The following is a 14081-nucleotide window of genomic DNA, read 5'->3' on the forward strand; positions in this document are numbered from 1 at the left end:
CCATCACCGTTCGTGGTGCACGGTGAGGGTCGGCGTGGTCCGAAGTGTGCGGAATCGCTGGAGCACAGACAACCAACAGGACACTCTACGGGATCGGGGGCGCCTCCCGCAACGCGGGAGGCGCCCCCGGGGAACGGTGCCGGAGAACGGTGCCGGGGACGACGGCGCTCAGACGGTCGCGGCCAGCTGCCCGCAGGCCCCGTCGATGTCGGAGCCGCGGGTGTCCCGCACGGTGGTGGGGATGCCGTGGGCCCGGAGCCGCTCCACGAAGTTCTGCTCCACGCCGGGCCGGGACGCGGTCCACTTGGAGCCGGGGGTCGGGTTGAGCGGGATGGGGTTCACGTGCACCCATCCCCCGCCGCGGGCGTTTAGCTTCTCGCCGAGGAGGTCGGCCCGCCACCCGTGGTCGTTGATGTCGCGGATCAGGGCGTACTCGATCGAGACCCGCCGGCCGGTGGCCTGGTAGTAGTCGTAGGCGGCGTCGAGGGCCTCGTCGACCTTCCAGCGGGTGTTGATCGGGATGAGCTCGTCGCGCAGCTCGTCGTCCGGGGCGTGCAGGGACAGCGCCAGGGTGACCGGCAGCTTCTCCTGCGTGAACTTCCGGATCCCGGGCACCAGGCCCACCGTGGACATGGTGATGCCGCGGGCCGAGATGCCGAGGCCCTCCGGGGAGGGGTCGATGAGGCGGTGGATCGCCCCGATCGAGGCCTTGTAGTTGGCGAGGGCCTCCCCCATGCCCATGAACACGATGTTGGAGATGCGCAGCGGCTCCTGCTCGGCCCGGCCCACCCTGCCGCCGCGGAGCATCCGGGCGCCCTGCACGACCTGCTCGACCATCTCCGCGGTCGAGAGGTTGCGGGTCAGGCCCGCCTGGCCGGTCGCGCAGAAGGGGCAGTTCATCCCGCAGCCGGCCTGGGAGGAGATGCACATGGTCACCCGGTGGGTGTAGCGCATGAGCACGGACTCCACGGTGGCGCCGTCGAAGCAGCGGTGCACGTTCTTGACGGTGTCCCCCTGGTCGGCCTCGAGGCTGCGCACGGTCGTCAGCAGCGTGGGCAGGGCCTGGGAGACGAGCTCCTCCCGGCCGGCCGCGGGCAGGTCGGTCATGTCCTCGGGGGCCGTGGCGAACCGGTCGAAGTAGTGGCGGGAGAGCTGTCCCGCCCGGAAGGGCTGGTGCCCCAGCTCGGCGAGGAACTCCCGGCGGCCCGCCATGTCGAAGTCGGCGAGGTGGCGCGGGGGCTTGCCGCGCCGCGGCGCGGCGAAGGTCAGCTGACCGGGCCGGGGTTTCACGGTGAGCTCGACGGGTGTGCTGGTGGTGCTCTGCTGCGGCTGCTGGGCCACGGTGTTCTCCTCGCGGTGTCGCGGGTCCGGGGTGGTGGAGGGCCGGCCGGTCACGGCAGGTCCTCCGGGATCGGGACGGGGCGCACGCCGAGGGGCTCGAGCTCGGAGGCCCCGCCGTCCTCGGCGGTGAGCACCCAGACGCCGTCGGCGTGCAGGGCCACGGAGTGCTCCCACTGGCTGGAGCGGGCGCCGTCGGTGGTGACCACGGTCCACTCGTCGTCGAGCACGCGGGTGCCGATCCCGCCGCGGACGAGCATCGGCTCGATGGCCAGCGCCATGCCGGCGCGCAGGCGGGGCCCGCGGTCGGTGCTGCGGAAGTTGAGCACGTCGGGGGCCATGTGCATCTTGGACCCGATGCCGTGGCCCACGTACTCCTCGAGGATCCCGAAGCGGTGCCCGGAGGCCTTGCGCACGTAGTCCTCCACGGCCGCGCCGATGTCGCCGACGTGCGTGCCGGTGGCCGCCGCCGCGATGCCGTGCCACATGGCGTTGCGGGTGACGTCGGAGAGCTCGGCGTCCGCGGGGTCCGGGCGGCCCAGGAGCACCGTGCGCGCGGAGTCCCCGTGCCAGCCCTCGACCACGGCCCCGCCGTCCACGGAGAGGATGTCCCCCTCCTGCAGCACCTGCTCCCCCGGGATGCCGTGGACGACCACCTCGTTGACGGACACGCACACGGCGGCGGGGTAGCCGAAGTAGCCGAGGAAGTTGGAGCTCGCCCCGTGCGCGTCGAGGACGGAGCGGAAGACGTCGTCGAGGGACGCGGTGGTCGCGCCGGGCACGGCGGCCGCCACGGCGGCGTCGAGGGCGCGGGAGGTCACCACCCCGGCGCGCTGCATGGTGCGCAGCTGGGCGTGGGTCTTGTACTCGATCCGGCGGCGGCCGAACATGCGGTCTTCCTTCCGAGCCGCTCCCCCGGTCGGGGAGCTCGCGGCTGTCGTGGGTTAAACGTGAGACCCCCGGGGGTGTCCGGGGGTGTCACGGCGTGCGCGGTGCGGGACGGTGCGTCAGGACAGCGCTGTCATGATCCGCTGGGAGACCTCGTCGACGGTCCCGAGCCCGTCGACCTCGCGGACGATGCCGCGCCGGTCGTAGACGTCGACGACCACGGCGGTCTCGGCGTCGTACACGTCGAGGCGGTGCCGGATGACCGCCTCCGTGTCGTCGGTGCGCCCCTCCTTCTGGGCCCGCCCGAGGAGCCGCTGGACGAGCTCGTCGCGGTCGGCGGTCAGCTTCAGCACCACGTCGAGCTCCTGCCCCAGCTCGTCGAGGATGGCGTCGAGCTCGTCCACCTGCGCGGCGTTGCGCGGGTAGCCGTCGAGCAGGAAGCCGTCGGCGGTGTCCGTCTCGGCGAGGCGGTCGCGGACCATCCGGTTGGTCACGGAGTCCGGGACGAGGTCGCCGGCGTCGATGTAGCTCTTGGCCTCCTGCCCCAGAGGGGTCCGGCCCTTGATGTTGGCCCGGAAGATGTCACCGGTGGAGATCGCCGGGATGCCGAGCCGCTCCGAGATGCGCACGGCCTGCGTGCCCTTGCCTGCGCCGGGGGGTCCGATGATGAGCATGCGGGTCATGAAGTCTCCTTGCGGTCGGTGGTGGCTGCGGTCACAGTCTACCGGGGCGTGCCCGCCGTCCCCGGCGGGGGACGGCGGGGTGGGGTCAGCGCAGCAGGCCCTCGTAGTTGCGCTGCTGCAGCTGGGCCTCGATCTGCTTCACCGTGTCCAGGCCCACGCCCACCATGATCAGCAGCGACGGACCGCCGAAGGGGAAGTTCTGGTTCGCGTCGATCAGCACGAGCGCCACGAGGGGGATCATGGACACGATGCCCAGGTAGAGGGCGCCCGGGAACGTGATCCGGCTGAGCACGTAGGCGAGGTACTTCTCGGTGGGCCGGCCCGCGCGGATCCCCGGGATGAAGCCGCCGTAGCGCTTCATGTTGTTGGAGACCTCCTCCGGGTTGAACGTGATCGACACGTAGAAGTACGTGAAGAACACGATCATCAGGAAGTACATCGCCATGTACACGGGGTGGTCGCCGGTGACGAGGTAGGTGTTGATCCAGTTGACCCAGCCGGGGATGTCCGTGCCGTCGTCCGGCATGCCGAACTGGGCGAGCATGCCGGGGAGCATCAGCATCGAGGACGCGAAGATGATGGGGATGACACCGGCCATGTTGACCTTGAGCGGGATGTAGGTGGTGGTCCCGCCGATCGTGCGCCGGCCCACCATCCGCTTGGCGTACTGCACGGGCACACGGCGCTGGGACTGCTCCACGAACACCACGCAGGTGATCACCACGAGCCCCACGGCCAGCACGGAGAGGAACACGCCCCAGCCGCGGGTGCGGAGGATCTCGCCCAGCGCGGAGGGGAAGGTCGCGGCGATGGACGTGAAGATGAGCAGCGACATGCCGTTGCCCACGCCCTTCTCCGTGATCCGCTCCCCCAGCCACATGATGATCGCCGTGCCGGCGGTCATCGTGATGATGATGATCAGCACGGTCAGCCAGGTGTCGTTGGGGATGATCGGCAGGGGGCAGTCCCCCAGCAGGGCGCCGGACCGGGCGAGCGAGACCACCGTGGTGGCGTTGAGCAGCGCGAGGCCGATGGTGAGGTAGCGGGTGTACTGGGTCAGCTGCGTCTGCCCCTGCGCCCCCTCCTCGTGCAGCTCCTGGAAGCGCGGGATGACCACGCGCAGCAGCTGCACGATGATGCTCGCGGTGATGTAGGGCATGACGCCCAGGGCGAAGACCGACAGCTGCAGCAGCGCGCCGCCGCTGAAGAGGTTCACCATGTCGTACACGCCGCCCGTGGTGGTCCCGAGGGCCAGGCACTGCTGCACGTTGCCGTAGTCGACGCCCGGCGCCGGGATGAACGTGCCCAGGCGGTAGAGCACGATGAGGGCGAGGGTGAACCCCAGCTTGCGTCGCAGGTCGGGGGTTCGCAACGCCCGTCCGAAAGCGCTGAGCACATGTCCTCCTAGAGACTGGGTCCGACCGGCATCCGGTGGCGGGGGGTGTGGTGGTGCGGGAGCTCGGTCCGGGGTCCCCGCGCCCGGTGGGCGCGGGCGACTCCGGCAAGTCTAGCGAACGCGGCCCGCCCGGGACTCACCGGGGGCGCGCGCCGACGGGGCGGGCTCGTGCCCGCCGACGGATCAGGCCCCGCCCACGCTGGCGTGGACGGGGCCTGATCCGTGGGTGCCGCGGGGCCGGGCGTGCGCCCGGCCCCGCGGCCCGCGCTCACAGCGCGGTGGTGCTGCCGCCGGCGGCGGCGATCTTCTCCGCGGCGGAGCCCGAGAAGGCGTGCGCCTTCACGTCGACCGCGACCGCGATGTCGCCGGAGCCCAGGACCTTGACGGGCTGGTTCTTGCGCACGGCGCCGCGGGCCACGAGCGACTCCACGGTCACCTCGCCGCCCTCCGGGAAGAGCTCGGTGAGCTTGTCCAGGTTGACGACCTGGTACTCCACGCGGAACGGGTTCTTGAACCCGCGCAGCTTGGGCAGGCGCATGTGCAGCGGAAGCTGCCCGCCCGCGAAGCCCGCCTTGACCTGGTACCGGGCACTGGTGCCCTTGGTGCCGCGGCCGGCGGTCTTGCCCTTGGAGCCCTCACCGCGACCCACGCGGGTCTTGGCGGTCTTCGCGCCCGGGGCCGGACGCAGGTGGTGCACCTTGAGCGCGTGCACCTTCTCGTTGCTCTGAGCGGTGTTCTCAGCAGTGTTCTCTGCCATGGTTACTTGGCCTCCTCGACCTTGACCAGGTGGGCGACGGTGTTGACCATGCCCGCGGTCACGCCGTCGGCCTTGCGGACCACGACGTTGCCCGGCCGCTTGAGGCCGAGGGACCGCAGGGTGTTGCGCATGTTCTGCTTCTGGCCGACCACCGACCGGACCTGCGTGATGCGCAGCTCCGTGCCGTCGGGCTGGATACGCTTGCCGGACATCAGGCACCTGCCTTCTGGATCGAGCGCAGCAACGGACCGGGGACGACCTCGTCCATCGGGAGCCCACGACGGGCCGCGACGGCCGCCGGCTCCTCGAGCTGGCGGAGCGCCTCGATGGTTGCGTGCACGATGTTGATCTGGTTCGACGAGCCGAGGGACTTCGACAGCACGTCGTGGATGCCGGCGCACTCGAGCACGGCGCGGACCGGACCACCGGCGATCACACCGGTACCCGGGGTCGCCGGGCGCAGCATGACGACGCCTGCGGCGGCCTCGCCCTGCACGCGGTGCGGGATCGTGCGGTCCTCGATGCGCGGGACGCGGAAGAAGTTCTTCTTCGCCTCCTCGACGCCCTTCGAGATCGCCGCCGGCACCTCCTTGGCCTTGCCGTAGCCGACGCCGACCATGCCGTTGCCGTCACCGACGACGACGAGGGCGGTGAAGCTGAAGCGACGACCACCCTTGACGACCTTGGAGACACGGTTGATGGTCACGACGCGCTCGAGGAACTTGTCCTTCTCCTCGTCGCGGCCGCCGCGGCCACCGCGGCCGCCGCGCTCGCCACGGCCCCCGCGCTCACCGCGGCCGCCGCGCTCGCCGCGGCCCCCGCGGTCGCCGCGGGAGTCCTGGGAGCGGTAGGCCTCGGTGGTCTGCTGGGCCCCGGTCGCCTCCGTGGAGGCAGTGCTGGCTTCGGTCACCTGGGTTTCCTTCTCGTTGTTCTGCTCGCTCACAGTGCCAGACCTCCTTCACGGGCGCCGTCGGCGACAGCCGCCACGCGACCGTGGTACTTGTTGCCGCCGCGGTCGAACACGACGGACTCGACACCGGCGGCCTTGGCGCGCTCGGCCACGAGCTCACCCACGCGCTTGGCCTTGGCGGTCTTGTCCGCGTCGGCGCCGCGCAGGTCGGCCTCCATGGTGGAGGCCGAGGCGACGGTGACACCCTTGGTGTCGTCGACGACCTGGACGAACACGTGGCGGGCGGAGCGGTTGACGACCAGGCGCGGGCGCGCGGCCGTGCCGGCCAGGTGCTTGCGCACCCGGACGTGGCGGCGGCTGCGGGCGGCGGCCTTGGACTTGCCCTTGATCTTCAGAGCCATGGTTACTTACCAGCCTTTCCGGCCTTGCGGCGGATCTGCTCGCCGGCGTACCGCACGCCCTTGCCCTTGTAGGGCTCGGGGGCGCGGAGCTTGCGGATCTTGGCGGCGACCTCGCCGACCTGCTGCTTGTCGATGCCGTTGACCGAGAGCTTGTTGACGCCCTCGACGGCGAACGAGATGCCCTCCGGCGCCTTGAAGGTGATCGGGTGGCTGTAGCCGAGGGCGAACTCGAGGTCCTGGCCCTTGGCCTGCACGCGGTAACCGGTGCCGACGATCTCGATGCCCTTGGTGTAGCCCTGGGTGACGCCCTGGATCATGTTGGCGATCAGGGTGCGGGTGAGACCGTGCAGCGAGCGGGACTCGCGCTCGTCGTCGGGTCGGGTGACGGTGAGGGTGCTGTCGTCGAGCGCGACGGTGATCGGGCTGGCAACAGTGTGCTGCAGCTCGCCCTTGGCGCCCTTGACGGAGACGACGTTGCCGTCGATCTTGATCTCCACACCGGCCGGCACAGAGATGGGGAGACGTCCGATACGTGACATGTTCTCTTCCTTTCTGTTCCGGGTTACCAGACGTACGCGAGGACTTCGCCGCCCACGCCCTTCTTCGCGGCCTGCTTGTCGGTCAGCAGCCCGGAAGAGGTGGACAGGATGGCGATGCCCAGGCCGCCCAGGACCTTGGGGAGGTTGGTGGACTTGGCGTAGACGCGCAGGCCCGGCTTGGAGATGCGCCGGACGCCCGCGATGGAGCGCTCCCGGTTGGGGCCGAACTTCAGGGAGAGCGTGAGGGTCTTGCCGACCTCCGCCGCCTCCTCCTTGTAGTCCGCGATGTAGCCCTCGGCCTTGAGGATGTCCGCAACGCGAGCCTTGAGCTTCGAGTACGGCATGCTCACGGAGTCGTGGTAGGCGGAGTTGGCGTTGCGCAGACGCGTCAGCATGTCCGCTACAGGATCTGTCATTGTCATTTTGGGGGCACGTGCCCTTCCTCGTCCCGGTTTCCGCACCTGGCGGCGCCCGTGGGCGCCCGGCCGGACCTGGAACGTAGCGAGATTAGTTGGTCTTGAAGGGGAAGCCGAGCGCCTTCAGCAGCGCGCGGCCCTCGTCGTCGGTCTTCGCGGTGGTGACCACCGTGATGTCCATGCCGCGGACCCGGTCGATGCGGTCCTGGTCGATCTCGTGGAACATGGACTGCTCGGTGAGGCCGAAGGTGTAGTTGCCGTTGCCGTCGAACTGGCGGTCGGACAGACCGCGGAAGTCGCGGATGCGCGGCAGGGCCAGGGTCACCAGGCGGTCGAGGAACTCCCACATGCGGTCGCCGCGCAGCGTGGTGTGCGCGCCGATCGGCATGCCCTCGCGGAGCTTGAACTGCGCGATGGACTTCTTCGCCCGGGTCACGAGCGGCTTCTGGCCCGTGATGGCGGTGAGGTCGCGGACGGCGCCGTCGATGAGCTTCGAGTCCTTCGCGGCGTCACCGACACCCATGTTCACGACGACCTTGACGACGCGCGGGATCTCCATGACGTTGCCGTAGCCGAACTGCTCCTGCAGCGCGGGCACGACGGTCTCCTGGTACTTGTCCTTGAAGCGCGGGGACACGCTGATCTCGGTGGTTTCGGTCATCACAGGTCCTTGCCGGTGCTCTTGGAGACGCGGACGCGGACGGTCTTCTGGCGTCCGTCGCGCTCCACGGTCTCGGTGCGGTGGCCGACGCGGGTCGGCTTGTTGGTCTCCGGGTCCACGAGCGCCACGTTGGACACGTGGATCGGCGCCTCGACCTTGTCGATGCCGCCGGCTTCGCCCTGCATGGAGGCCTTGCGGTGGCGGGTGATCACGTTGATGCCCTCCACGACCACGCGGGAGGTCTCGGGGATCACGCGCAGGACCTTGCCCTGCTTGCCCTTGTTGTCCCTGCTGCCGGAGATGACCTGCACCAGGTCGCCGGTCTTGATCTTGAACTTCGCCATGGTCAGAGCACCTCCGGGGCCAGCGAGATGATCTTCATGAACTTCTTGTCGCGCAGCTCACGGCCCACGGGGCCGAAGATGCGGGTACCACGGGGGTCACCGTCGTTCTTCAGTATCACTGCGGCGTTCTCGTCGAACTTGATGTAGGAGCCGTCCGGACGACGGCGCTCCTTCTTGGTACGGACGATCACGGCCTTGACCACGTCGCCCTTCTTCACGTTCCCGCCGGGGATCGCGTCCTTGACGGTGGCGACGATGATGTCGCCGATGCCTGCGTAGCGACGTCCGGATCCACCGAGAACACGGATGGTGAGGATTTCCTTCGCACCCGTGTTGTCGGCGACCTTCAGTCGCGACTCCTGCTGAATCACTGATTACTCCTGTCGTCACGCCGGTTCCAACACCGATCGAGAGCACGGTGCGGGCCTTGCGGAACAGCTTGTCGGATGATGTGCCCTCCCCCGGCGCGCACGCCGGACCGGGCCCAGCCCTCCATGCCAGGAGCATCTGAACCCGCCACCAGGTGGCACGGGGGCGCCCTGCACGCGGTCATTATGCGCTGGCACGAAGAGCTGTGGATTGCACGGACAGAGATTTCCGCCCATACAAGCTCACCAGCCTAGCACAGGCGGGGCGCCGTCCGTGCGGGCGGTGAACAGGCGACGGCCCGCCCCCTCCAGGAGGGGGCGGGCCGTCGGGGCCGTGGCCGGCTCTAGCGAGCTCGGGTCACTTGGCCTTCTCGAGGATCTCCACGATCCGCCACCGCTTGGTCGCGGACAGCGGGCGGGTCTCGGAGATCAGGACGAGGTCGCCGACGCCGGCGGCGTTCTGCTCGTCGTGGGCCTTGACCTTCGAGGAGCGGCGCATGACCTTGCCGTACAGCGAGTGCTTGACGTTGTCCTGCAGCTGCACCACGACGGTCTTGTCCATCTTGTCGGAGACCACGTAGCCACGACGGCTCTTGCGGTCACCGCGCTCGTCGGCCTGCTCGGCCTCGTTGTTGATCTGCTCGGTCACTTGGCGTCCTCCTCGGAGGTGGTCTCGGCGGTGGTCTCGGCGGAGCCCGCCTGGGGCCGGATGCCGAGCTCGCGCTCGCGCAGCACCGTGTAGATGCGCGCGATGTCGCGCTTGACGGCCTTGAGGCGGCCGTTGTTCTCGAGCTGACCGGTTGCGGACTGGAAGCGGAGGTTGAACAGCTCCTCCTTGGCCTTGCGCAGCGCCTCACCCAGAGAGTCCTTGTCGAGGGCCGCGAGGTTCTCGATGCTCAGATCCTTGGATCCAACAGCCATTCTCATTCACCACCTTCGCGACGCACGATGCGTGCCTTCATCGGGAGCTTGTGGATCGCCAGGCGCAGGGCCTCGCGGGCGACCTCTTCGGAGACACCGGAGAGCTCGAACATCACGCGCCCGGGCTTGACGTTGGCGACCCACCATTCGGGGGAGCCCTTGCCGGAGCCCATGCGGGTCTCGGCGGGCTTCTTGGTCAGGGGGCGGTCCGGGTAGATGTTGATCCAGACCTTGCCGCCACGCTTGATGTGGCGGGTCATGGCGATACGGGCGGCCTCGATCTGACGGTTCGTCACGTAGGCCGGCGTGAGCGCCTGGATGCCCCACTCGCCGAAGGCGACAGTGGTGCCGCCCTTGGCAGCGCCCGACCGCTTCGGGTGGTGCTGCTTGCGGAACTTCACACGACGTGGGATGAGCATTTACTTACCACCCTCTGCGTTGGTCGCTCCCGCGGCCGGAGCCGGGGAGGCGGCGGAGTCGTTGCGCTCACGGCGTCCGCCACGGTCGTTACGGTCGGGACGACGACGGTCGCCGCCGCCGCCTCCGCGACGCTCGCCCGGACCGCCGCGACGGTCACGGTCGCCGCCGCGGCCGCGCGAGGGAGCGGCGGCCTGCTGGGCCGCCAGTTCCTTGGCGGTGAGGTCGCCCTTGTAGATCCAGACCTTCACGCCGATGCGGCCGAAGGTGGTCTTGGCCTCGAAGAAGCCGTAGTCGATGTTCGCGCGCAGGGTGTGCAGGGGCACACGGCCTTCGCGGTAGAACTCCGAGCGGCTCATCTCGGCGCCGCCGAGGCGGCCGGCGCACTGGATGCGGATGCCCTTCGCGCCGGCGCGCTGCGCCGACTGGATGGCCTTCTTCATGGCGCGGCGGAAGGCCACGCGGGAGGCGAGCTGCTCGGCGACACCCTGGGCGACCAGCTGGGCGTCCACCTCGGGGTTCTTGACCTCGAGGATGTTCAGCTGGATCTGCTTGCCGGTGAGCTTCTCGAGCTCGCCGCGGATGCGGTCGGCCTCGGCGCCGCGGCGGCCGATGACGATGCCGGGGCGGGCGGTGTGGATGTCCACGCGCACGCGGTCCCGGGTCCGCTCGATCTCGACCTTGGAGATGCCGGCCCGCTCCATGCCCGTGGACATGAGCTTGCGGATCTTGATGTCCTCGCGGACGTAGTCCTTGTAGCGCTGGCCCTCCTTGGTGGAGTCCGCGTACCAGTGCGACACGTGGTCGGTGGTGATGCCCAGCCGGAACCCGTGCGGGTTGATCTTCTGTCCCACTTAGCGGACCTCCTCGCTGTCAGGGCTCGCCACGATCACGGTGATGTGGCTCGTGCGCTTGTTGATGCGGTAGGCGCGGCCCTGGGCCCGCGGCTGGAACCGCTTCATGGTCGGACCCTCGTCGACGAAGGCCTCGCTCACGACGAGCTCCTCCTCCTTGAACGGCAGGCCGTCGCGGTCCGCCAGCTGGCGCGCGTTGGCGACCGCCGACTGGAGGACCTTGAACACCGGTTCCGAAGCACCCTGGGGGGCGAACTTCAGAATCGCCAGAGCCTCATTCGCCTGTTGGCCACGAATCAGGTTGACGACGCGCCGGGCCTTCATAGGCGTCACGCGGATGTAGCGCGCAGATGCCTTGGCTTCCATTGCTTTCCTTCTCTCGTCTTCTCGAAGTGCTCACGCTGCGGGATCCCGGAGGATCAGCGGCGCTTGCCCTTCTTGTCGTCCTTCACATGGCCGCGGAAGGTCCGCGTGGGGGCGAACTCGCCGAGCTTGTGCCCGACCATCGACTCGGTGATGAACACGGGGATGTGCTTGCGTCCGTCGTGCACGGCGATCGTGTGCCCGAGCATGTCGGGGACGATCATCGAGCGGCGGGACCACGTCTTGATGACGTTCTTGGTGCCCTTGTCGTTCTCCTTGGCGACCTTCAGGAAAAGGTGCTGATCGACGAAAGGGCCCTTCTTCAGGCTGCGTGGCATGTGTCAGGCTCCTTAGCGCTTGTTCTTGCCGGTGCGACGACGGCGGACGATGAGCTTGTCGCTCTCCTTGTTGGGGCGGCGGGTGCGGCCCTCGGGCTTGCCGTTCGGGTTGACCGGGTGACGGCCACCGGAGGTCTTGCCCTCGCCACCACCGTGCGGGTGGTCGACGGGGTTCATGACCACACCGCGGACGGTCGGGCGGACGCCCTTCCAGCGGTTGCGGCCGGCCTTGCCCCAGTTGATGTTCGACTGCTCGGCGTTGCCGACCTCGCCGACCGTCGCGCGGCAGCGCACGTCGACGTTGCGGATCTCGCCGGAGGGCAGCCGGAGCTGGCCGTACTTGCCCTCCTTGGCGACGAGCTGCACCGACGCGCCGGCGGAGCGGGCGAGCTTGGCGCCGCCGCCCGGACGGAGCTCGACGGCGTGGATCACGGTGCCGACGGGGATGTTGCGCAGCGGCAGGTTGTTGCCGGGCTTGATGTCGGCGCCGGGGCCCGACTCGACGACGTCGCCCTGGGACAGCTTGTTCGGCGCGATGATGTAGCGCTTGGAGCCGTCCACGAAGTGCAGCAGCGCGATGCGCGCCGTGCGGTTCGGGTCGTACTCGATGTGCGCGACCTTGGCGTCGACGCCGTCCTTGTCGTGGCGACGGAAGTCGATGACGCGGTACTGGCGCTTGTGCCCGCCACCCTTGTGCCGGGTGGTGATGCGGCCGGTGTTGTTCCGCCCGCCCTTCTTGGGCAGCGGCCGGACCAGCGACTTCTCGGGGGTCGTGCGCGTGATTTCTGCGAAGTCGGCAACGGAGGAGCCGCGACGGCCCGGGGTTGTCGGCTTGTGCTTACGGATAGCCATGTGTCAGTTCCTCGTTAAAGTGGTCTCCGCTCAGGCGAGCGGACCGCCGAAGATGTCGATGGTGCCTTCCTTGAGGGTCACAACGGCACGCTTGGTGCCCTTGCGCTGACCCCAGCCGAAGCGCGTGCGCTTCCGCTTCCCGGCACGGTTGATGGTGTTCACGGACTCGACCTTGACGCCGAAGATCTGCTCGACGGCGTACTTGATCTGGGTCTTGTTCGAGTCGGGCGCCACGAAGAACGTGTAGCGGCCCTCGTCGATGAGCCCGTAGGACTTCTCGGAGACGACCGGCGCGATGATGACGTCCCGGGGGTCCTTGATGGTGGTCGCGCTCACTTGGCGTCCTCCTGCTTCTTCTTGCTGGCGGCCGCCACGAAGGACTCGAACGCGTCCTTGGTGAAGACCACGTCGTCGGAGACCAGCACGTCGTACGTGTTGAGCTGGTCCGCGTAGAGGGTGTGCACGTCGTCGAGGTTGCGCACCGACAGCGCGGCCACGTCGTCCGAGCGGTGCAGGACGACCAGCAGGTTCTTGCGGTCGGAGAGCCCGCGCAGCGTCGCCTGGGCGGCCTTCGTGTTGGGGACGGTGCCCTCGACGAGTGCCTCCACGACGTGGATGCGGTTGTTGCGCGCCCGGTCCGAGAGGGCTCCGCGCAGGGCGGCGGCCTTCATCTTCTTGGGGGTGCGCTGGCTGTAGTCGCGCGGGGTCGGGCCGTGCACCACGCCGCCGCCGGTCATGTGCGGAGCGCGGATCGAGCCCTGGCGCGCGCGGCCGGTGCCCTTCTGCTTGAAGGGCTTGCGGCCGGCGCCGGAGACCTCGGCGCGGTTCTTGGTCTTGTGCGTGCCCTGGCGGGCCGCGGCCAGCTGAGCGACGACGACCTGGTGCAGTAGGGGCACGTTGGTCTGGACGTCGAAGATCTCGGCGGGCAGGTCGACGTTGACGGTCTGAGTTGCCATGGTCTGATCAGGCTCCCTTCACTGCGGTGCGGACGAGGACGACCGAACCCTTGGGGCCCGGCAGGGCGCCCTTGATGAGCAGCAGGGAGTTCTCGGCGTCCACGGCGTGAACGGTGAGGTTCTGCGTCGTGTGACGGACGGCGCCCATGCGGCCCGCCATGCGCATGCCCTTGAACACGCGAGCGGGGTAGGACGCGCCGCCGATGGATCCCGGCTTGCGGTGGTTCTTGTGGGCACCGTGGGAGGCGCCGACGCCGGAGAAGCCGTGACGCTTCATCACACCGGCCGTGCCCTTGCCCTTGGTCTTGCCGATCACGTCGACCTTCTGGCCGGCCTCGAAGAGCTCGACGGAGAGCTCCTGGCCCAGCTCGTAGGTGTCGGCGTCGGCCGTGCGCAGCTCCACGACGTGGCGGCGCGGCGTGACGCCGGCCTTCTCGAAGTGGCCGGCCAGCGGCTGGGTGACCTTGCGGGGGTCGATCGCACCGAACCCGATCTGGACGGCCGAGTAGCCGTCACGGTCCTGGTTGCGCAGCTGGGTCACGACGTTGGAGTCCGCCTTGACGACGGTCACCGGCACGAACTTCCCGTTCTCGTCCCAGACCTGGGTCATGCCGAGCTTCGTGCCCAGCAGGCCCTTCACCTGGCGTTCGAAAGTGGTAGTCATTGGGATGCGATCCTC

The 14081-nt window shown here is 69.1% G+C and carries 23 protein-coding genes; all 23 read right to left on the bottom strand.

The window, feature by feature from the left end; genetic code table 11:
• Window positions 1-168 precede the first annotated feature (168 nt).
• Window positions 169-1341, bottom strand: coding sequence for a 23S rRNA (adenine(2503)-C(2))-methyltransferase RlmN (rlmN, locus tag E7Z53_RS11135; protein WP_031282953.1), 1173 nt, complete (start codon window positions 1339-1341; stop codon window positions 169-171).
• Window positions 1342-1391: 50 nt separating this feature from the next.
• Entirely contained in the window at window positions 1392-2228 is an 837-nt protein-coding gene (map, locus tag E7Z53_RS11140) for a type I methionyl aminopeptidase (protein WP_176337771.1), read from the bottom strand.
• A 117-nt stretch (window positions 2229-2345) separates the two neighbouring features.
• Window positions 2346-2909 (bottom strand): adenylate kinase, encoded by a 564-nt coding sequence (locus E7Z53_RS11145; RefSeq protein WP_017833316.1) that lies wholly within the window; start codon window positions 2907-2909, stop codon window positions 2346-2348.
• 85 nt (window positions 2910-2994) lie between these two features.
• A complete protein-coding gene (gene secY / locus E7Z53_RS11150) occupies window positions 2995-4305 on the bottom strand; it encodes a preprotein translocase subunit SecY (protein WP_031282952.1) in 1311 nt (436 codons plus the stop codon).
• A 268-nt stretch (window positions 4306-4573) separates the two neighbouring features.
• Window positions 4574-5062 carry a 50S ribosomal protein L15 gene (rplO, locus tag E7Z53_RS11155; RefSeq protein ID WP_017833314.1) on the bottom strand — a complete coding sequence of 163 codons (489 nt, stop codon included), beginning with the start codon at window positions 5060-5062 and terminating at the stop codon, window positions 4574-4576.
• 2 nt (window positions 5063-5064) lie between these two features.
• Window positions 5065-5274 carry a 50S ribosomal protein L30 gene (gene rpmD, locus E7Z53_RS11160; RefSeq protein WP_017833313.1) on the bottom strand — a complete coding sequence of 70 codons (210 nt, stop codon included), beginning with the start codon at window positions 5272-5274 and terminating at the stop codon, window positions 5065-5067.
• The gene (gene rpsE, locus E7Z53_RS11165; protein WP_176337772.1) at window positions 5274-6005 is read right to left on the bottom strand and encodes a 30S ribosomal protein S5; all 732 of its coding nucleotides are present in this window, start codon (window positions 6003-6005) and stop codon (window positions 5274-5276) included. The genes rpmD and rpsE overlap by 1 nt, the downstream gene beginning before the upstream one ends.
• On the bottom strand, window positions 6002-6373 hold the full coding sequence (gene rplR / locus E7Z53_RS11170) for a 50S ribosomal protein L18 (RefSeq protein ID WP_017833311.1): 372 nt from the start codon (window positions 6371-6373) through the stop codon (window positions 6002-6004). Before rplR ends, rpsE begins: the two co-directional genes overlap by 4 nt.
• A gap of 2 nt (window positions 6374-6375) precedes the next feature.
• A complete protein-coding gene (rplF, locus tag E7Z53_RS11175) occupies window positions 6376-6912 on the bottom strand; it encodes a 50S ribosomal protein L6 (RefSeq protein ID WP_031282950.1) in 537 nt (178 codons plus the stop codon).
• Window positions 6913-6935: 23 nt separating this feature from the next.
• Complete coding sequence (gene rpsH, locus E7Z53_RS11180) at window positions 6936-7334, bottom strand: 30S ribosomal protein S8 (RefSeq protein WP_017833309.1); 399 nt, start codon at window positions 7332-7334, stop codon at window positions 6936-6938.
• An 85-nt stretch (window positions 7335-7419) separates the two neighbouring features.
• Window positions 7420-7989: a 50S ribosomal protein L5 gene (gene rplE / locus E7Z53_RS11185; protein WP_017833308.1), complete on the bottom strand. Its 570-nt coding sequence runs from the start codon at window positions 7987-7989 to the stop codon at window positions 7420-7422.
• Window positions 7989-8333 (bottom strand): 50S ribosomal protein L24, encoded by a 345-nt coding sequence (gene rplX / locus E7Z53_RS11190; RefSeq protein ID WP_017833307.1) that lies wholly within the window; start codon window positions 8331-8333, stop codon window positions 7989-7991. The genes rplE and rplX overlap by 1 nt, the downstream gene beginning before the upstream one ends.
• Before the next feature lie 2 nt (window positions 8334-8335).
• The gene (gene rplN, locus E7Z53_RS11195) at window positions 8336-8704 is read right to left on the bottom strand and encodes a 50S ribosomal protein L14 (RefSeq protein ID WP_017833306.1); all 369 of its coding nucleotides are present in this window, start codon (window positions 8702-8704) and stop codon (window positions 8336-8338) included.
• A gap of 355 nt (window positions 8705-9059) precedes the next feature.
• Complete coding sequence (gene rpsQ / locus E7Z53_RS11200; RefSeq protein WP_017833305.1) at window positions 9060-9350, bottom strand: 30S ribosomal protein S17; 291 nt, start codon at window positions 9348-9350, stop codon at window positions 9060-9062.
• Complete coding sequence (gene rpmC, locus E7Z53_RS11205) at window positions 9347-9622, bottom strand: 50S ribosomal protein L29 (protein WP_017833304.1); 276 nt, start codon at window positions 9620-9622, stop codon at window positions 9347-9349. Before rpmC ends, rpsQ begins: the two co-directional genes overlap by 4 nt.
• Before the next feature lie 2 nt (window positions 9623-9624).
• Window positions 9625-10041, bottom strand: a complete 417-nt coding sequence (gene rplP / locus E7Z53_RS11210; protein WP_017833303.1) for a 50S ribosomal protein L16 — start codon at window positions 10039-10041, stop codon at window positions 9625-9627.
• The gene (gene rpsC, locus E7Z53_RS11215; protein ID WP_017833302.1) at window positions 10042-10893 is read right to left on the bottom strand and encodes a 30S ribosomal protein S3; all 852 of its coding nucleotides are present in this window, start codon (window positions 10891-10893) and stop codon (window positions 10042-10044) included.
• Complete coding sequence (gene rplV, locus E7Z53_RS11220; RefSeq protein ID WP_017833301.1) at window positions 10894-11259, bottom strand: 50S ribosomal protein L22; 366 nt, start codon at window positions 11257-11259, stop codon at window positions 10894-10896.
• Window positions 11260-11312: 53 nt separating this feature from the next.
• A complete protein-coding gene (rpsS, locus tag E7Z53_RS11225) occupies window positions 11313-11594 on the bottom strand; it encodes a 30S ribosomal protein S19 (protein ID WP_017833300.1) in 282 nt (93 codons plus the stop codon).
• A 12-nt stretch (window positions 11595-11606) separates the two neighbouring features.
• Entirely contained in the window at window positions 11607-12446 is an 840-nt protein-coding gene (rplB, locus tag E7Z53_RS11230; protein ID WP_017833299.1) for a 50S ribosomal protein L2, read from the bottom strand.
• A gap of 30 nt (window positions 12447-12476) precedes the next feature.
• Entirely contained in the window at window positions 12477-12782 is a 306-nt protein-coding gene (rplW, locus tag E7Z53_RS11235; protein WP_017833298.1) for a 50S ribosomal protein L23, read from the bottom strand.
• A complete protein-coding gene (rplD, locus tag E7Z53_RS11240) occupies window positions 12779-13402 on the bottom strand; it encodes a 50S ribosomal protein L4 (protein WP_017833297.1) in 624 nt (207 codons plus the stop codon). The genes rplW and rplD overlap by 4 nt, the downstream gene beginning before the upstream one ends.
• Before the next feature lie 7 nt (window positions 13403-13409).
• Window positions 13410-14066, bottom strand: coding sequence for a 50S ribosomal protein L3 (rplC, locus tag E7Z53_RS11245; protein WP_017833296.1), 657 nt, complete (start codon window positions 14064-14066; stop codon window positions 13410-13412).
• Window positions 14067-14081: the final 15 nt, after the last annotated feature.

This window comes from Kocuria salina, from assembly GCF_013368965.1.
Classification (GTDB): domain Bacteria; phylum Actinomycetota; class Actinomycetes; order Actinomycetales; family Micrococcaceae; genus Kocuria; species Kocuria rosea.